Origin of the sequence: Pseudomonas sp. NPDC086566, from assembly GCF_050280885.1 — a bacterium.
In the GTDB taxonomy this organism is placed as follows: Bacteria; Pseudomonadota; Gammaproteobacteria; order Pseudomonadales; family Pseudomonadaceae; genus Aquipseudomonas; species Aquipseudomonas vlassakiae.
The window spans coordinates 571,491-589,930 of sequence record NZ_JBNNWD010000003.1 but is presented as its reverse complement, the minus strand read 5'-3'; the positions used below and the strand labels follow the sequence as shown (position 1 = coordinate 589,930).

The 18,440-nt window shown below is 63.4% G+C and carries 17 protein-coding genes and 1 pseudogene; 8 read left to right on the top strand and 10 right to left on the bottom strand.

What is annotated here, in order from left to right; genetic code table 11:
• From ACQKPS_RS09950 to rpsB, 9 genes and pseudogenes are all read right to left on the bottom strand, one after another.
• Positions 1-228: pseudogene (locus ACQKPS_RS09950) on the bottom strand (POTRA domain-containing protein); the annotation flags it as partial.
• A gap of 74 nt (positions 229-302) precedes the next feature.
• Positions 303-1,655, bottom strand: a complete 1,353-nt coding sequence (gene rseP, locus ACQKPS_RS09945; protein ID WP_427603834.1) for a sigma E protease regulator RseP — start codon at positions 1,653-1,655, stop codon at positions 303-305.
• 48 nt (positions 1,656-1,703) lie between these two features.
• Positions 1,704-2,894, bottom strand: a complete 1,191-nt coding sequence (gene ispC / locus ACQKPS_RS09940) for a 1-deoxy-D-xylulose-5-phosphate reductoisomerase (protein WP_427603833.1) — start codon at positions 2,892-2,894, stop codon at positions 1,704-1,706.
• Positions 2,891-3,706, bottom strand: coding sequence for a phosphatidate cytidylyltransferase (locus tag ACQKPS_RS09935; protein ID WP_427603831.1), 816 nt, complete (start codon positions 3,704-3,706; stop codon positions 2,891-2,893). Before ACQKPS_RS09935 ends, ispC begins: the two co-directional genes overlap by 4 nt.
• Complete coding sequence (gene uppS, locus ACQKPS_RS09930; RefSeq protein WP_254483592.1) at positions 3,706-4,461, bottom strand: polyprenyl diphosphate synthase; 756 nt, start codon at positions 4,459-4,461, stop codon at positions 3,706-3,708. Before uppS ends, ACQKPS_RS09935 begins: the two co-directional genes overlap by 1 nt.
• A gap of 15 nt (positions 4,462-4,476) precedes the next feature.
• Positions 4,477-5,034: a ribosome recycling factor gene (frr, locus tag ACQKPS_RS09925; protein ID WP_254483591.1), complete on the bottom strand. Its 558-nt coding sequence runs from the start codon at positions 5,032-5,034 to the stop codon at positions 4,477-4,479.
• Positions 5,031-5,774 carry a UMP kinase gene (gene pyrH, locus ACQKPS_RS09920; RefSeq protein WP_060512639.1) on the bottom strand — a complete coding sequence of 248 codons (744 nt, stop codon included), beginning with the start codon at positions 5,772-5,774 and terminating at the stop codon, positions 5,031-5,033. The genes frr and pyrH overlap by 4 nt, the downstream gene beginning before the upstream one ends.
• Before the next feature lie 179 nt (positions 5,775-5,953).
• Entirely contained in the window at positions 5,954-6,817 is an 864-nt protein-coding gene (gene tsf / locus ACQKPS_RS09915) for a translation elongation factor Ts (protein ID WP_054885375.1), read from the bottom strand.
• A gap of 184 nt (positions 6,818-7,001) precedes the next feature.
• Positions 7,002-7,739 carry a 30S ribosomal protein S2 gene (gene rpsB, locus ACQKPS_RS09910; protein ID WP_027920037.1) on the bottom strand — a complete coding sequence of 246 codons (738 nt, stop codon included), beginning with the start codon at positions 7,737-7,739 and terminating at the stop codon, positions 7,002-7,004.
• A 347-nt stretch (positions 7,740-8,086) separates the two neighbouring features.
• Between rpsB and map the strand changes: the two genes are divergently transcribed.
• Genes map through dapC form a run of 3 tightly spaced genes read left to right on the top strand, consistent with a single transcriptional unit; the run spans position 8,087 to position 12,834 of the window.
• Positions 8,087-8,869 (top strand): type I methionyl aminopeptidase, encoded by a 783-nt coding sequence (gene map, locus ACQKPS_RS09905; protein WP_254483590.1) that lies wholly within the window; start codon positions 8,087-8,089, stop codon positions 8,867-8,869.
• A 35-nt stretch (positions 8,870-8,904) separates the two neighbouring features.
• A complete protein-coding gene (locus ACQKPS_RS09900; protein WP_254483589.1) occupies positions 8,905-11,607 on the top strand; it encodes a [protein-PII] uridylyltransferase in 2,703 nt (900 codons plus the stop codon).
• A 30-nt stretch (positions 11,608-11,637) separates the two neighbouring features.
• On the top strand, positions 11,638-12,834 hold the full coding sequence (gene dapC / locus ACQKPS_RS09895; protein ID WP_427603827.1) for a succinyldiaminopimelate transaminase: 1,197 nt from the start codon (positions 11,638-11,640) through the stop codon (positions 12,832-12,834).
• A gap of 155 nt (positions 12,835-12,989) precedes the next feature.
• Here the strand turns inward: dapC and ACQKPS_RS09890 are convergent, their stop codons facing one another.
• The gene (locus ACQKPS_RS09890; protein ID WP_254483585.1) at positions 12,990-14,636 is read right to left on the bottom strand and encodes a Na+/H+ antiporter; all 1,647 of its coding nucleotides are present in this window, start codon (positions 14,634-14,636) and stop codon (positions 12,990-12,992) included.
• 240 nt (positions 14,637-14,876) lie between these two features.
• Between ACQKPS_RS09890 and graA the strand changes: the two genes are divergently transcribed.
• The 5 genes from graA (at position 14,877) to ACQKPS_RS09865 (ending at position 18,400) form a co-directional block, all read left to right on the top strand.
• Complete coding sequence (gene graA, locus ACQKPS_RS09885) at positions 14,877-15,179, top strand: type II toxin-antitoxin system antitoxin GraA (RefSeq protein WP_186603195.1); 303 nt, start codon at positions 14,877-14,879, stop codon at positions 15,177-15,179.
• Between the two features lie 113 nt (positions 15,180-15,292).
• Positions 15,293-15,640, top strand: a complete 348-nt coding sequence (locus ACQKPS_RS09880) for an ArsC family reductase (RefSeq protein WP_163986014.1) — start codon at positions 15,293-15,295, stop codon at positions 15,638-15,640.
• A 31-nt stretch (positions 15,641-15,671) separates the two neighbouring features.
• The gene (gene dapD / locus ACQKPS_RS09875; protein WP_027920042.1) at positions 15,672-16,706 is read left to right on the top strand and encodes a 2,3,4,5-tetrahydropyridine-2,6-dicarboxylate N-succinyltransferase; all 1,035 of its coding nucleotides are present in this window, start codon (positions 15,672-15,674) and stop codon (positions 16,704-16,706) included.
• Positions 16,707-16,787: 81 nt separating this feature from the next.
• Positions 16,788-17,993 (top strand): cysteine desulfurase, encoded by a 1,206-nt coding sequence (locus ACQKPS_RS09870; RefSeq protein ID WP_254483583.1) that lies wholly within the window; start codon positions 16,788-16,790, stop codon positions 17,991-17,993.
• Complete coding sequence (locus ACQKPS_RS09865; RefSeq protein ID WP_254483581.1) at positions 17,990-18,400, top strand: SufE family protein; 411 nt, start codon at positions 17,990-17,992, stop codon at positions 18,398-18,400. The genes ACQKPS_RS09870 and ACQKPS_RS09865 overlap by 4 nt, the downstream gene beginning before the upstream one ends.
• The last annotated feature ends 40 nt before the right edge of the window (positions 18,401-18,440 follow it).

Genomic DNA, 18,440 nt, shown 5'->3' with positions numbered 1-18,440 from the left:
CAGCTGGATGTCCTGGAAGAAGCCGGTCTTGAACAGCGAACGGGTGGAATCCACCAGGCGGCGGTCGTCAGCCTGATCGCCAACGTTGAGTGGCAGGGCGCCGAACACGCTGCCGGCGGACACCCGCTGCAGGCCGTTGACACGAATATCGGAGATAGTGAAGGACTCGGCGTGAACTTCAGCGATCATCAGTGCGGACATGACCGCAGTTAGCAGCAGACGTTTCATGAAGTCCTTTTATTCCAACTGGCAATAAACAACCCGCCGCATGGTGACGGCCGGTTCGCAATTGAGCGAAGCTTTTAAAGTCGACCCAGATCGTTGATCAGGGCGAGCAACATCACCCCTACGACCAAACTGATACCGATCTGGACCCCCCAACCTTGCACCCGTTCTGACAATGGACGACCGCGCGCCCACTCGACCAGGTAAAACAGCAAATGCCCCCCATCCAGTACTGGAATGGGCAGCAGGTTAAGAACCCCCAGGCTTATGCTCAGGTAGGCCAGGAAATTCAGGAAATCCCCCACGCCGGACTGGGCTGAAGCGCCCGCCACTTTAGCAATGGTTATCGGTCCGCTCAAGTTTTTTACCGAGAGCTCACCGAACAGCATTTTCTTCAGCGACTCGAGGGTCAGGACGCTCATGTTCCAGGTCCGCGAGAGCCCCTCGCCCACGGCATCCAGTGGGCCATAGCTGACTTCGCGGAGCATGCTGGCAGGCCATTCGGCGCCCTTCACGCCCGCGCCAAGGTAGCCCCCGGCGGCTTTGCCTTCGCCTTTGTGAGCCAGCGTGACCGGCACATCGAGTGTCGCGCCGTCGCGCTCGACTCGCAGCACCACCCGGGAATCAGGGCGAGCACGCACACTGTCTACCACCTGCTGCCAATCACTGAGCGCCGTGCCGTCGAGGGCGAGCAAAGTGTCGCCGGCTTTCAGGCCAGCGGCAGCAGCCGGGCCTTTCGGATCGATCTCGGCCAGCACGGGCGATACCGCCGGCCGCCATGGGCGCAGGCCCAGGGACTGAATGGGGTCCGGCTCGTCGGCCCCCTTGAGCCAATGATCCAGCTTCACCTGCAGCTGGCGCTCGGCGGTGGCGCCATCATCGCGCACCCCAACCTGCAGGGTGCCACTCTCACCCAGGCGGCGAACCAGTTGCAAATTGACTGCCGACCAACCGCTGGTCGCCTTGCCATCGATAGATACAATTTCCTGACCAGCGGCCAGGCCAGCCGATGCTGCCAGGCTCCCCGGCTCGACCGCACCGATCACCGGTCGGACCTGCTGGGTACCGAGCATGGCCAGCAACCAGAAGAAGACGATGGCCAGGAGGAAATTGGCGATCGGGCCTGCGGCTACGATGGCGATGCGCTGACGCACCGACTTGCGGTTGAACGCTTGATCGGCGAGCGCCGAGGGCACTTCGCCCTCACGCTCGTCGAGCATCTTGACGTAGCCACCCAGCGGGATCGCCGCCACCACGAACTCGGTGCCCTGGCGGTCATGCCAGCGCAGCAACGGCATGCCGAAGCCGACGGAGAAGCGCAGCACCTTGACCCCGCAACGCCGGGCAACCCAGAAGTGGCCAAATTCGTGGAATGTGACCAGTACACCCAGGGCCACCAGGGTGCCGACAATCATGTAGAGCGCAGTCATATCTATCTCCGAATGACGTTCAGCAGAACCCTGGTAGCGCGCCAGGCCTCAACGACCGTGACGCCTCAGCCACTCACGGGCCAGCTCACGGGCGCGCTGGTCGGAAGCAAACACAGCCTCCAGCGATGGCAGCGGCACCACAGGTTCCTGATCAAGCACCTGTTCGATCATACCCGCGATCTCAGGGAAGCGGATACGCCGCTGGAGAAATGCCTCGACCGCGACCTCGTTGGCCGCATTGAGCACCGCAGGCGCGCTGTGACCGGCTTCGGCCGCCTCGCGTGCCAGGCGCAGGCAAGGGAAGCGCTGTTCGTCCGGCGCCTGGAAGTCCAGGCGGGCGATGCGGAACAGGTCCAGCGGGGCGACCCCGGACTCGATCCGTTCTGGCCAGGCCAAGGCATTGGCGATGGGGGTGCGCATGTCCGGATTGCCCAACTGGGCCAGCACCGAACCGTCGATGTAGTCGACCAGCGAATGGATCACGCTTTGCGGATGCACGACCACCTCGATTTTGGCCGGCGCCGCATCGAACAACCAGCAGGCTTCGATCAGCTCCAGGCCCTTGTTCATCATGCTGGCCGAGTCCACGGAAATCTTCCGCCCCATCGACCAGTTGGGATGAGCACAGGCCTGTTCCGGCGTGACATCGACCAAGGCTGCCTGCGGCGTCTCGCGGAACGGCCCGCCCGAGGCGGTCAGCAGGATACGGCGCACGCCGACCTGGCCCAGGCCGCGAGCATAATCGCCCGGCAAGCACTGGAAGATCGCATTGTGCTCACTGTCGATCGGCAGCAGCACCGCACCACTGCGCCGCACCGCGTCCATGAACAGCGCGCCGGACATCACCAGCGCTTCCTTGTTGGCCAGCAACACCTTCTTGCCCGCTTCCACGGCGGCCAGGGTCGGACGCAGGCCAGCGGCACCCACGATGGCGGCCATCACCGCATCCACGTCAGGGGCTGCGGCGACCTCGCAGAGACCCGCCTCCCCCACCAGCACCTGGGTAGCGGAGCCGGCACCCAGCAGACCATCACGCAAGCGGGTAGCGGCTTGGTCATCGGGCACCACGGCATAGACCGGGTGGTGCCGAACGCACAGGGCAAGCAGCTCGTCGATGCGCGAGTAGCCGCTGAGCGCGAAGACCTGATAGCGTTCGGGGTGCCGCGCGATCACATCGAGGGTATTGAGACCGATCGAGCCGGTCGCACCCAGGACGGTAATGCGCTGCATGCGACTCACATCACACCCCATTCGGCAGCCCACAGCAGCACGGCGAAGATCGGGATCGCTGCGGTCAGGCTGTCGATGCGATCCAGCACCCCACCATGGCCAGGCAGCAGGTTGCTGCTGTCCTTGATGCCGGCCCGACGCTTGAACATGCTCTCGGTCAGGTCACCGATCACCGACGACATGACCACCAGCGCAGCACCCAGCAGGCCCAGCAGAAGCTGGCCGAAGCCCCAGCCACGGCTGATGCCCACCACCAAGGTGATCACCAGGCTGACCGCCAGGCCGCCATAGACGCCTTCCCAGCTCTTGCCCGGGCTCACCTGCGGCGCCAGCTTGCGCTTGCCAAAGGCACGACCGGAGAAATAGGCACCGATATCAGCTGCCCAGACCAGCACCATGACCGACAGGATCAGCCAGTTGCCGAGCTGCCAATGCTTGAGCAGGATCAGCCCTTGCCATGCCGGTAACAAGATCAGCAAGCCGATCAGCAGCTTGCAGGCCGCACTGGCCCACAGCTCGCTGCTGCGGGGATAGGTCAGCACCAACCAGGTGGCCAGCGCCCACCAGATGACCGAAGCGCCAAGCACCCACGGTGCCAGGTCCGGCATGAGATGGAGCAGCATCAGCGCTCCGGCGACCACAGTGGCGTAGGCGATGCGCAATGGCTGAGCCACCAGCCCGGCCAGACGCGCCCACTCCCAGGCACCGAGGGTCACCACGAAGCCGATGAACAGGGCGAAGTCCCCGCCGTTGAGCAGGAAGAAACCACCCAGCGCGACCGGCAACAGGATCAGCGCGGTAATGATGCGTTGTTTAAGCATTAAGCACGAGCTCCAGCCTCGACCTGCTCGCTGGTCTTACCGAAGCGGCGCTGGCGCGAAGCGAAATCGGCCAGGGCTTTGCGCATGGCCTCGTGTTTGAAATCCGGCCAGTAGAGGTCGGAGAAGTACAGTTCGGCATAGGCCAGTTGCCACAGCAGGAAGTTGCTGATGCGATGCTCGCCACCGGTACGGATGCACAGGTCGGGCAATGGCAGCTCGCCTGTGGCCAGGCAGGTCTGCAGCAAGCCAGGGGTGATGTCGTCCGGGCGCAGATGGCCGGCTTGAACCTCGCGCGCCAGGCGTTGGGCGGCCTGAGCGATATCCCACTGGCCGCCGTAGTTGGCGGCGATCTGCAGAATGAAGCGGTTACTGCCCGCTGTCAGCGCCTCGGCTTCACGCATGGCGGCCTGCAGCTCGGGGTGGAATCGCGTACGGTCACCGATGATGCGCAGGCTGATGTTGTTCTCGTTGAGGCGCCGGGCCTCACGGCGCAAGGCCGAGAAGAACAACTCCATCAACGCACCGACCTCTTCGGCAGGGCGCTGCCAGTTTTCACTGGAGAACGCAAACAGGGTCAGCACTTCGACCCCGGATTCGGCGCACACCTCGATGACTGCGCGTACCGCGTCGACGCCAGCCTTGTGCCCGGCAACGCCGGGCAGCAGGCGCTTCTTCGCCCAGCGGTTGTTGCCATCCATGATGATCGCGACGTGACGCGGCACCGAAGACGGCGCCGCCAACTTGGACTTTTCCATTAAAAAACCTCGGCCTTAAACGGCCAACAGGTCCTTTTCCTTGGCTTTGTAAGCGGCATCGACTTCAGCAATGAACTTGTCGGTCAGCTTCTGGATCTCGTCAGCGGCGCGACGTTCTTCGTCCTCGCTGATTTCCTTGTCCTTGGTCAGCTTCTTCAGATCACCCAGGGCATCGCGGCGCACGTTACGCACAGCCACCTTGGCGTCTTCGGCAACGCCGCTGGCCTGCTTGGTGTAGCCCTTGCGGGTTTCTTCGGTCAGGGCCGGCATCGGCACGCGGATGGTGGTACCGGCGCTGGACGGGTTCAGGCCCAGGTCGGAGGTCAGGATGGCCTTCTCGATGGCAGCGCTGAGGTTCTTGTCGTGAGCGACGATCTTCAGGGTGCGGGCATCCTCGACGGTGATCGCAGCCACCTGGTTCAGCGGCATCTCGCTGCCCCAGGCAGTGACCTTGACGGAATCGAGGATGCTTGGGTGAGCACGGCCCGTGCGGATTGCCGCCAGGTTGCGGCCCAGGGCCTCCAGGGACTTGGTCATGCGCTCCTGCGCGTCTTTCTTGATGTCGTTGATCATGCTTGGACTTCCTCGATCAAAGTACCTTCACCGCCACCGACCACGATGTTCAGCAGGGCGCCAGGCTTGTTCATGTTGAATACCCGCAATGGCATCTTGTGGTCACGGCACAGGCAGATTGCGGTCAGGTCCATCACACCCAGCTTGCGATCCAGGACCTCGTCATAGGTCAGGTGATCGAATTTCTCAGCGTGCGGATCCTTGAATGGATCGGCAGTGTACACACCATCGACCTTGGTCGCCTTCAAAACCACGTCAGCATCGATTTCGATGCCGCGCAGGCAGGCGGCGGAGTCGGTAGTGAAGAACGGGTTGCCAGTACCGGCGGAGAAAATTACCACATCCCCGGAGTTGAGGTGGCGAATAGCTTTGCGACGATCATAGTGATCGGTGACGCCAACCATGGAAATGGCCGACATGACCAGGGCCGGGATGTTCGAACGCTCCAGCGCATCGCGCATGGCCAGGCCGTTCATGACAGTGGCCAGCATCCCCATGTGGTCGCCGGTGACACGGTCCATGCCTGCTGCGCTGAGCGCTGCGCCGCGGAACAGGTTGCCACCACCGATCACCAGGCCGACCTGGACACCGATCCCTACCAGCTGGCCGACTTCAAGGGCCATGCGATCCAGCACCTTCGGATCAATGCCGAAGTCTTCCGAGCCCATCAGGGCCTCGCCGCTAAGTTTGAGCAAAATGCGTTTATAGCGAGGTTGGCGACCACTCACCTGCTGAGCCATTGCGAGTCTCTCCTGCGGCGTACTTTTAGAAAATTCGTGCGAGCCGTTTCGGCTTGCTAACTGTAGCGTGGCACCGTTTTGGTGCCAGCGGCGCCGGGCCTTATAAACCCTTCGCCGTTTTGACAAAGAGGCTGCGCGCGTGAGCGGGCAGCCTCTTTGGGGCGACAGACGGGGCTGTCTTACTGCTTGGCAGCAGCTACCTGAGCGGCAACTTCTTCAGCGAAGTTGTCGACTGGCTTCTCGATGCCTTCGCCAACCTTGAAGTAGGTGAAGGAAACGATTTCAGCACCGGCTTTCTTGGCCAGCTCGCCAACTTTGACTTCCGGGTTCATGACGAAAGCCTGCTCTTTCAGCGAGGCTTCGGCCTTGAACTTGGTGATACGACCGTTGATCATGTTCTCAACGATGTTTTCCGGCTTGCCAGCGATCTTGTCGGCGTTCAGCTGCAGGAAGACGTTCTTCTCGCGCTCGATGGCTTCGGCGGAGATTTCCGACGAATCCAGGAACTCCGGGTTCGAAGCGGCAACGTGCATGGCGATGTTCTTGGCCAGCTCGACGTCGCCGCCTTTCAGAACAACGGCAGCGCCGATCTTGTTGCCGTGCAGGTAGGCACCGACAACGTCACCCTCAACGCGCACCAGGCGACGGATGTTGACGTTCTCGCCGCACTTGGCGACCAGGGCTTCACGAGCTGCTTCACGCGAGGCAACCAGGGGAGCGGCGTCGGTCAGCTTCTGAGCGAACGCTTCTTCCAGGCTTTCGGCCACGAAGTTCTTGAAGTCGTCTTGCAGGGCCAGGAAGTCGGTCTGCGAGTTCACTTCCAGCAGGACGGCGGCTTTGCCGTCGGTCTTGACGGCGATAGCGCCTTCAGCAGCGACGTTGCCAGCCTTCTTGGCGGCCTTGATGGCGCCCGAGGCACGCATGTCGTCAATGGCTTTTTCGATGTCGCCGCCAGCCTTTTCCAGGGCCTTCTTGCAATCCATCATGCCTTCGCCGGTACGCTCGCGCAGTTCTTTGACCAGCGCTGCAGTAATTGCTGCCATTTCAAAATCCTCTTGGAAAGTTTTTCAACCATTCCACCCGCTCGTCACGGGCGTTAAATTCTGCAAATCGCTGCCTTTATATCAGCTCGCCCATGATGCGGGGCTGTTGCTGACAGCAGGATTTCAAGGTGGCAAAAAGGGGGCAGAGCCCCCTTTTTGCGTGCCAAGTAGACGCTAGCGCCTATTACTCAGCAGCAGGTGCAGCCGCTTCTTCAGCGTAGACTTCAGTGCCGCCGGCAACGTTGTTGCGGCCGCGGATGACGGCGTCAGCCATCGAAGTCATGTACAGCTCGATAGCGCGGATGGCGTCATCGTTACCTGGGATGACGAAGTCAACGCCTTCTGGGCTGCTGTTGGTATCGACAACGCCGATAACCGGGATGCCCAGCTTGTTGGCTTCGGTGATAGCAATGCGCTCGTGGTCAACGTCGATCACGAACAGGGCATCAGGCAGACCGCCCATGTCCTTGATACCACCCAGGCTGCGGTCCAGCTTTTCCAGATCGCGCGAACGCATCAGGGCTTCTTTCTTGGTCAGCTTGGCGAAGGTGCCATCTTCGGCCTGGGTTTCCAGGTCGCGCAGACGCTTGATCGAAGCACGGATGGTCTTGTAGTTGGTCAGCATGCCGCCCAACCAACGGTGATCAACGTATGGCGAACCTGCGCGAGCAGCCTGCTCGGCAACGATCTTGCCGGCGGAACGCTTGGTGCCGACGAACAGGATCTTGTTCTTGCCCTGGGCCAGGCGCTCTACGAACGACAGAGCGTCGTTGAACATCGGCAGGGTTTTTTCCAGGTTGATGATGTGAATCTTGTTACGCGCGCCGAAAATGTACTTGCCCATTTTCGGGTTCCAGTAACGGGTCTGGTGGCCGAAGTGCACACCGGCCTTCAGCATATCGCGCATGTTGACTTGGGACATGATAGTTCCTTGATAAGTCGGGTTGGGCCTCCACGTATCCCAATGACCAACCCACGCTTCCGGAGAATCGGGGCACCCAGGCCATCGTGTCGACACGTGTGTGGGTTTGGAGCTGACGGGGTCGTCCCCGAAAGCGGCGCATTTTATACCACAGACCGCGAGCGAACGGAACCCGGATCAGGTTGCGTCCGTCAGCAGTTTTTGCAGCACCCTGCCAAACAGGCCAGAATGCCTCCTTATAGACAGCAGCATGACCGCCTTTATCCCGACAGAATGCCGCCCTGCTCTGCTAGAATCCGGCCTTTCCCGTTTGTTCGCGCCGTCTGCGGCGCCGTAGAGAGCCTGTAATGACCGTCACCATCAAGACTGCAGAAGACATCGAGAAGATGCGCATCGCCGGCCGCCTGGCCGCCGAAGTGCTGGAAATGATCGAAGAACACGTCAAGCCCGGTGTCACCACCGAAACGCTCGACCGCCTGTGCCACGACTACATCGTCAACGTCCAGCAGGCCATCCCGGCGCCCCTCAACTACAAGGGCTACCCGAAGTCGATCTGCACCTCGATCAACCATGTGGTCTGCCACGGCATCCCCAACGACAAGCCGCTCAAGGACGGGGACACGCTCAACATTGACGTCACCGTGATCAAGGACGGCTACCACGGCGACACCAGCCGCATGTTCCACGTCGGTACCGTACCGGTCTGGGCCGAGCGCCTGTCCAAGGTCACCCAGGAATGCATGTACAAGGCCATCGAACTGGTCAAGCCGGGCTGCCGCCTGGGTGACATCGGTGAGGTGATCCAGAAGCACGCCGAGAAGAACGGTTTCTCGGTGGTACGCGAGTTCTGTGGCCACGGCATCGGCAAGGTGTTCCACGAAGAGCCGCAGATCCTCCACTACGGCCGCGCTGGCACCGGCATGGAACTCAAGGAAGGCATGACCTTCACCATCGAGCCGATGATCAACCAGGGCAAGGCCGACACCAAGGTGCTGGGCGACGGCTGGACCGCCATCACCAAGGACCGCAAGCTCTCGGCCCAGTGGGAACATACCCTGGTGGTGACGGCTACCGGTTACGAGATCTTCACCCTGCGCAAGGACGACACCATCCCGCGCACCTCGGCCTGATACCCAAGGCAACCTAAAGACAGGAACGCGACGCGATGCCCCAGGTGGATCCCGAGCTGTTCGACCGTGGCCAGTTCCAGGCGGAACTGGCCCTCAAGGCGAGCCCCATCGCCGCCTTCAAGAAAGCCATCCGCCAGGCCGGCGAGGTGCTCGACAAGCGCTTTCGTTCGGGCTGCGAAATCCGCCCGCTGATCGAAGCCCGCGCCTGGCTCGTGGACAACATCCTGCAACAGGCCTGGAACCAGTTCGACTGGGGCGACCCGAGCGGTATCGCGCTGGTGGCGGTCGGCGGCTATGGCCGCGGCGAGCTGCATCCGCACTCGGACATCGACCTGCTGATTCTGCTCGGCGCCGCCGAGCATGAACGGTACCGCGAGGCCATCGAGCGCTTCCTCACCCTGCTGTGGGACATCGGCCTGGAAGTCGGCCAGAGCGTGCGCACCGTCGACGAATGCGCCGAACAGGCCCGCGCCGACCTGACGGTCATCACCAACCTGATGGAAAGCCGGACCATCGCCGGCCCCGAAGACTTGCGCCAGCGCATGCTCGAGGTGACCAGCACCGGCTACATGTGGCCGAGCAAGGATTTCTTCCTGGCCAAGCGTGCCGAACTCAAGGCCCGCCACCACAAGTACAACGACACCGAGTACAACCTCGAGCCCAACGTCAAAGGCTCGCCTGGCGGCTTGCGCGACATTCAGACGGTGCTCTGGGTCGCCCGCCGCCAGTACGGCACGCTGAACCTGCATGCCCTGGCCGGCGAAGGCTTCCTGCTGGAAAGCGAGAACGAACTGCTGGCCTCGTCCCAGGACTTCCTGTGGAAAGTGCGCTATGCCCTGCACATGCTCGCCGGCCGCGCCGAGGACCGCCTGCTGTTCGACCACCAGCGCAGCATCGCTGCACTGCTCGGCTACAGCGACGACAACCCCAAGCGCGCCATCGAACAGTTCATGCAGCAGTACTACCGGGTGGTGATGAGCATCAGCCAGCTGTGCGACCTGATCATCCAGCACTTCGAGGAAGTCATCCTCGCCGATGATGGCAGCGGCACCACCCAGCCGCTGAACGCGCGCTTCCGCCTGCATGACGGTTACATCGAAGCGGTCGGGCCGAACGTGTTCAGGCGCACCCCGTTCGCCATGATGGAGATCTTCGTGCTGATGGCCCAGCACCCGGAGATCAAGGGCGTGCGTGCCGATACCGTGCGCCTGCTGCGCGAACACCGGCACCTGATCGACGACACCTTCCGCAACGATATCCGCAATACCAGCCTGTTCATCGAGCTGTTCAAGTGCGAAATCGGCATCCACCGCAACCTGCGGCGGATGAACCGCTACGGCATCCTCGGCCGCTACCTGCCGGAGTTCGGCCTGATCGTCGGGCAGATGCAGCACGACCTGTTCCACATCTACACGGTCGATGCGCACACCCTCAACCTCATCAAGCACCTGCGCAAGCTGCAGTACACGCCGGTATCCGAGAAATTCCCGCTGGCCAGCAAACTCATGGGCCGCCTGCCCAAGCCCGAGCTGATCTACCTGGCGGGCCTGTACCACGACATCGGCAAGGGTCGCCAGGGCGATCACTCCGAGATCGGTGCGGTGGATGCGAAGAAGTTCTGCGAACGTCACCAGCTGCCGGCCTGGGACAGCCGGCTGATCGTTTGGCTGGTACAGAACCACCTGGTGATGTCGACCACCGCCCAGCGCAAGGACCTGTCCGACCCGCAGGTGATCAACGATTTCGCCTTGCATGTGGGCGACGAGACGCGCCTGGACTACCTGTATGTGCTGACCGTGGCCGACATCAACGCCACCAACCCCAGCCTGTGGAACTCCTGGCGCGCCAGCCTGCTGCGCCAGCTCTATACCGAGACCAAGCGCGCCCTGCGCCGTGGCCTGGAAAACCCGCTGGACCGCGAGGAACAGATCCGCCAGACCCAGTCGGCGGCGCTGGACATCCTGGTGCGCGAGGGTACCGACCCGGACGACGTCGAGCAGCTGTGGTCGCAGCTGGGCGATGACTACTTCCTCAAGCACAACGCCGCCGATGTGGCCTGGCACAGTGACGCCATCCTGCAACAACCGGCCGATGGCGGGCCGCTGGTGCTGATCAAGGAAACCACCCAGCGCGAGTTCGAAGGCGGTACGCAGATCTTCATCTACGCGCCCGACCAGCACGACTTCTTCGCCGTGACCGTGGCCGCCATGTCGCAGCTGAACCTGAACATCCATGATGCGCGGATCATCACGTCGAGCAGCCAGTTCACCCTCGACACCTACATCGTGCTCGACAACGACGGCGGCTCGATCGGCGACAACCCGCAACGGGTCAAGCAGATCCGCGACGGCCTGACCGAAGCGCTGCGCAACCCCGAGGACTACCCGACCATCATCCAGCGCCGGGTGCCGCGCCAGCTCAAGCACTTCAACTTCCCGCCGCAGGTGACCATCCTCAACGACGCGCAACGCCCGGTGACCATCCTCGAGATCACCGCGCCAGACCGCCCCGGCCTGCTGGCACGGCTCGGGCGGATCTTCCTGGAGTTCGACCTGTCGCTGCAGAACGCCAAGATCGCCACCCTCGGCGAACGGGTGGAAGACGTGTTCTTCATCACCGATGCCGACAACCAGCCGCTGTCCGACCCGCAGCTGTGCAGCCGCCTGCAGGAAGCCATCGTGCAGCAGCTGCAGGCCGGCCAGGCCAGCGATGCCAACCCGACCCGCGTGACCTTTTAACGATTAGACGATTGACGAGGCCTCCTGCCGATGAACCATGCCTTGACCCAGCTTCAGCCTTACCCGTTCGAGAAACTGCGCGCCCTGCTGGGCACTGTGAAGCCGGCTGCAGACAAACGCGCCATTGCCCTGTCGATCGGTGAACCGAAGCATGAATCGCCGGCGTTCGTCGCCCAGGCCATGGCCGACAACCTCGACAAGCTGGCGGTGTACCCGAGCACCCTCGGCCTGCCGGCGTTGCGTCAGGCCATCGGCCACTGGTGCGAGCGCCGCTTCGGCGTGCCGGCCGGCTGGCTCGACGCCGACCGCCACATCCTGCCGGTCAATGGCACCCGTGAGGCGCTGTTTGCCTTCACCCAGGCCGTGGTCAACCGTGCCGATGACGGCCTGGTGGTCAGCCCCAACCCGTTCTACCAGATCTACGAAGGCGCGGCGCTGCTGGCCGGCGCCACCCCCCATTACCTGCCCTGCCTGGAAGACAAAGGTTTCAACCCGGACTTCGACGCCGTGCCGGCCGAAGTGTGGAAGCGCTGCCAGATCCTGTTCCTGTGCTCGCCGGGCAACCCGACCGGTGCGCTGGTGCCGATGGCGACCCTGAAGAAGCTGATCGCCCTGGCTGACGAGCACGACTTCGTGATCGCCGCCGACGAGTGCTACAGCGAGCTGTACTTCGACGAAGACGCGCCGCCGCCAGGCCTGCTGAGCGCTTGCGCCGAACTCGGCCGCAGCGACTTCAAACGCTGCGTGGTGTTCCACAGCCTGTCCAAGCGCTCCAACCTGCCAGGCCTGCGTTCGGGCTTCGTCGCCGGTGACGCGTCGATCATCAAGCCGTTCCTGCTGTACCGCACCTACCACGGCTGCGCCATGCCGGTGCAGACCCAGCTGGCCAGCATCGCCGCCTGGCAGGACGAGGCGCATGTACGTGAAAACCGTGACCAGTACCGTGCCAAGTACGATGCCGTGCTCGACATCCTGCAACCGGTGATGGACGTACAGCGCCCGGACGGCAGTTTCTACCTGTGGGCCAAGGTGCCAGGCGGTGATGCCGAATTTACCCGTGACCTGTTCGAGGCCCAGCATGTGACTGTGGTACCGGGGTCGTACCTGTCGCGTGAAGTGGATGGCGTCAATCCGGGTGCCGGCCGGGTGCGCATGGCACTGGTTGCGCCGCTGGCCGAGTGCATCGAGGCGGCAGAACGCATTCGCGCTTTCCTGCAGAACCGCTGATTGGCCCGGGGGCGCTTTGCGCCCCATGCGCGGGTCAAGTCGGATCGCCGCACCGCCGCTCACACAGGTATTGCACAGGCCTCAAGAGCTGTGAGGTCCCTGTGGGAGCGGCGGTGCGGCGATCCGACTTGCCCCGCGAATGGCCAAACACAGATCTACCTGACCTGCCCCAGGTTGGCCTCACTCAAGTCCAGCTCACCCAACACCTGCCTGACCACCTCATCGCCCACCAGATGCTGGCGGTGCAGGTTATAGAGCTCCAGCCGCTGTGCCCGCAGCGCGCGCAAGCGCAAACGCCGCTCCAGCAAGTCCATCTGTTCGGCCAGTGCCCGTGCTTCTGCCGTATCGTTGTAGCTGTCCAGCTCATCCCGGTACTCGGCCATCAATCGCGCCTTGAGCTCCGTGGCCAGGGTCGCCTGTGCCGCATCCTGTGGCGCGCTGGCATCGATCACCTCTTCCGCCTCCAGCGCATGGATCGCCGCCTCGGCGGTACGCCGCCAGGCTTCTCGGACTTCCTGGTGCAGCCGCTCGTCCGGGCTCTTGGTGATACCCCGCAGGAGCAGCGGCAAGGCTATGCAGGCGCTGATCAGCGACAGCAGGATCACCCCGGCGGCGATGAAGATCAGCAGGTCTCGTTCGGGGAACGCCTGGCCCGCGCCCATCAACAGCGGCACCGACATGACACCGGCCAGGGTCACCGCACCACGCACACCGCCCAAGGTCAGCAACCAGCAAGAGCGCATGGTTGGCATCAGGACCAGCGCCGGCCTGCCGCGCCAGCGACGAACCACACCGATTGCCCGCCAGATGCTCTGCACCCAGACGAAACGCAGCAGGATCAATGCAGCGAAGATCGCCAGCACATCCAGGCAACGCCAGGCCAGGGTCGGCCAGACGGTGGTCTCATGGCTGACCACGGCCTTGATGATGTCCGGCAACTGCAAGCCCAGCAGGAGGAAGATCAGGCCGTTGAAAGCGAACTCCAGCAGCGACCAGACGCTGCGGTTGAGCAGGCGCGTGCTGGTCTGGCGGGGCAGCAGGTCGAGCCAGCTTTGCATCATGCCGGCCGCCACCGCAGAGAGGATGCCCGACACGCCGAGGCGTTCTGCCAGCACATAAGCGGCAAAAGGTAACAGCAGCATGAATACCACGTGGGTGGCCGGGTCATCCCAGCCGCGAGCGATCATCCAGGCGCGCAGGCGCCCGATCAGCCAGCTCAGGGCAACACCCACTGCCAGGCCGCCGAGGGCCACCAGCACGAAGCTGAAACTGGCATCGGCCAGCGAGAACGCCCCGGTAATTGCGGCGGCCAGGGCGAACTTGAAGGTCACCAGGCCCGAAGCATCGTTCATCAATGCCTCGCCTTGCAGCATGTGCATCAGCGGAGTCGGCAGGCGATCCTGGGTGATGGCCGAAACGGCCACGGCGTCGGTGGGCGACAGCACCGCGGCCAGGGCGAAGGCCACCGGCAGTGGAATGCTCGGCAGCAACATGTGGATGAAATAGCCGGCGCCGACCACGGTAAACAGCACCAGCCCCACGGCCAGCGCCACCACCGGGCCGCGGATGCGCCACAGCTCACGCTTGGGGATACGCCAGCCGTCGGCGAAAAGCAACGGTGGCAGGAACAGGAACAGGAACAATTCGGGGTCCAGAGCCACGTGCAGGCCCAGGGTCGGCCAGGCCAGCAATGCGCCTGCTGCAATTTGCACCAATGGCAGCGGCAGCGGGATCATGCGCCCGACCAGTTTCGACACGCTTACCAGCGTCAGCAGGATGAGGACGGTGTAGGCGGACTGCATCCGTGAAGGCTTCCTTTGTGAACCAAAAACGACAGCGGGGGCGAGAGATCGCCATTGAAACAATATGTTAGCGGGGTATGGCGAAACGAGGCCGCTGCACGATAGTCGCAGGTGGCGGATGAATATGTAACTTGATGATACCAAGCTATCGTTACCGGTGCTCACCCGCCACCTGCGGGCTTGTAATACTGCCGGCTGATCGTATAAACGTTGAAATTGTCGATTACCATGAGGTGCATCATGCTCAAGAACGGCATGCGTCCAGTACATCCCGGTGAAGTCCTGCGCGAGGACTTCCAGAAAGAAATGGGCTTCAGTGCCGCTGCACTGGCCAGGGCGCTCGGCGTCGCCACGCCAACCGTCAACAACATCCTGCGCGAACGGGGCGGTGTGTCCGCCGACATGGCACTGCGCCTGTCCATCTGCCTGGACACCACCCCCGAGTTCTGGCTCAACCTGCAGAGCGCCTTCGACCTGCGCACGGCCGAACAGCAACATGGCGATGAGATCATCGGATCGGTACAACGGCTGGTCGCCGCCTGATCGTCAATCAGGGGCGCCACGGGCGTGGCGCCGCAAGGATCGTTCCCGCATAATCCCGCGACTGACATTCGGAAAGGGAGAAATTGAGGCAGCCTGTGGCCTCAATGTACACAATGACCTACACGCTCTACGGCATCAAAGCCTGTGACACCATGAAAAAGGCGCGCACCTGGCTGGAAGACAAAGCCATCGCCTACGAATTCCACGACTACAAGACTCAAGGCATCGACCGCGACAGCCTCAACCGCTGGTGTGACGAACACGGCTGGGAAGTCATCCTCAACCGTGCCGGCACCACCTTCCGCAAGCTCGACGACGCCAGCAAGGCCGACCTCGACCAGGCCAAGGCCGTCGAACTGATGCACGCCCAGCCGTCGATGATCAAGCGCCCGGTACTCGACCTTGGCGAGCGCACCTTGGTCGGCTTCAAGCCCGACCTGTACGCCGCCGCGCTGGCCTGAGCCCCTACCCTATTTCGCACGAGGTAATCACATGTCCAATACCCTGTTCAGCCTGGCCTTCGGTGTCGGCTCCCAGAACCGCCAGGGCACCTGGCTGGAAGTGTTCTACGCACAACCCCTGCTCAACCCGAGCGCCGAGCTGGTTGCCGCGGTAGCGCCGATCCTCGGCTATGAAGGCGGCAACCAGGCCATCGCCTTCAGCAACGCCCAGGCCGCCCAGCTCGCCGAAGCACTGAAAGGCGTCGATGCCGCCCAGGCAGCCCTGCTGACCCGCCTGGCCGAAAGCCACAAGCCACTGGTCGCCACCCTGCTGGCCGAAGATGCGGCGCTGGCGTCGACCCCGGAAGCCTACCTCAAGCTGCACCTGCTGTCGCACCGCCTGGTCAAGCCGCACGGCCTGAGCCTGGCCGGCATCTTCCCGCTGCTGCCGAACGTTGCCTGGACCAACCAGGGTGCCGTCGACCTGAGCGAGCTGGCCGAACTGCAACTGGAAGCACGCCTGAAGGGCGAGCTGCTGGAAGTGTTCTCGGTGGACAAGTTCCCGAAAATGACCGACTACGTGGTCCCGGCCGGTGTGCGCATCGCCGACACCGCCCGCGTGCGCCTGGGCGCCTACATCGGCGAAGGCACCACCATCATGCACGAAGGCTTCGTCAACTTTAACGCGGGCACCGAAGGCCCGGGCATGATCGAAGGCCGCGTTTCCGCTGGCGTATTCGTCGGCAAGGGTTCGGACCTGGGCGGCGGCTGCTCGACCATGGGCACCCTGTCCGGTGGCGGCAACATCGTCATCAAGGTCGGCGAAGGCTGCCTGATCGGCGCCAACGCCGGTATCGGCATTCCGCTGGGCGACCGCAACACCGTCGAAGCCGGCCTCTACATCACCGCTGGCACCAAGGTGAACCTGCTGGATGAGAACAACGAGCTGGTGAAAGTGGTCAAGGCCCGCGACCTGGCCGGCCAGACCGACCTGCTGTTCCGCCGCAACTCGCTGAACGGCGCCGTAGAGTGCAAGACCCACAAGTCGGCCATCGAGCTGAACGAGGCGCTGCACGCCCACAACTGAGAACCCTTGGCGGTTTGAAGTGTTAAGATCGGGTCTGGCGTGCATGCGCCAGACCCGATTTTCATTCCAGGCCCCGCGAACATGTTCCAGCCCTCCCCCTGGCGCGCCGATTTCCCCGCCATCGCCGCCCTGCAACGGCAGCACCAGACCTACCTGGACAGCGCCGCCACCACCCAGAAGCCCCAGGCGCTGCTCGATGCCCTGAGCCATTACTACGGCCATGGCGCTGCCAACGTGCACCGCGCCCAGCACCTGCCCGGCGCGCTGGCAACCCAGGCTTTCGAGACCAGCCGCGACAAGGTGGCGACCTGGCTCAATGCCGCGGACTCACGGCAGATCGTCTTCACCCACGGCGCCACCTCGGCGCTGAACCTGCTGGCCTATGGCCTGGAACACCGCTTCGAAGCGGGCGACGAGATTGCCATCAGCGCCCTGGAGCACCACGCCAACCTGCTGCCCTGGCAACAACTGGCCCGGCGGCGCGACCTGCGCCTGGTGGTGTTGCCGCTGGACGAGCATGGCCGCATCGACCTGGAGCAGGCGCTGCAGCTGATCGGCCCGCGCACCCGTGTGCTCGCCGTCAGCCAGTTGTCCAACGTGCTGGGCACCTGGCAACCACTGCCTGCGCTGCTGGCCCATGCCCGCGCCCAGGGTGCGCTGACCGTGGTCGATGGCGCCCAGGGCGTCGTGCATGGCCGCCATGATGTGCAGCAGTTGGGCTGCGATTTCTACGTATTTTCAAGCCACAAGCTTTATGGGCCGGAGGGGGTGGGCGTCCTGTACGGCCGCACCCAGGCACTTGAGCTGCTGCGCCACTGGCAGTTTGGCGGTGAAATGGTGCAAATGGCCGACTACCAGAGCGCCAGCTTTCGCCCCGCGCCATTGGGTTTCGAGGCAGGCACGCCGCCGATCGCCGGGGTCATCGGGCTGGGCGCGACGCTGGATTACCTGGCCAGCCTCGACAGCCATGCCGTCGAAGCCCACGAAACCAGCCTGCACCAGCACCTGCTGCGCGGCCTGGCGGACCGGGACGGTGTGCGGGTGCTTGGTACGCCACAGGCGGCCCTGGCCAGCTTCGTCATCGAAGGCGTACACAACGCCGACATCGCCCACCTGCTGACCGAGCAAGGCATTGCCGTGCGCGCCGGGCATCACTGCGCGATGCCGCTGCTCAAGGGGCTGGGGCTGGAGGGGGCCATTCGGGTGTCGCTGGGGCTGTACAACGACAGTGACGACCTGCAACGGTTCTTCGCTGCGCTGGACCAGGGCCTGGAGTTGTTGCGATGACGCTGCCGGAGCAAGCATGCCAGGCGCTGGAAGCGTTTGAGCAGAGCAAGGGCTGGGAACAGCGCGCGCGGCTGCTGATGCAGTGGGGCGACCGCCTGGAGCCACTGAATGACGCCGAAAAGACCGAGGCCAACCGCGTACATGGCTGCGAAAGCCTGGTGTGGCTGGTGGCCGAGCAGGTCGACGGTCAGTGGCGGTTCAAGGCGGGCAGCGATGCGCGTTTGTTGCGTGGGTTACTGGCGCTGTTGCTAGTGCGGGTTCAGGGCTTGGACAGTGCTGAGCTGGCGGGGCTGGATCTGCGCGAGTGGTTCACCCAGCTGGGGCTGGAACGGCAACTCTCACCATCGCGCAGCAATGGGCTGCATGCGGTCTTGCTGCGGATGGCGGAGTTGGCGTCCACTCGCTGAATCGGCGGCGCCTGCTTCGCGGGTAAACCCGCTCCTACAG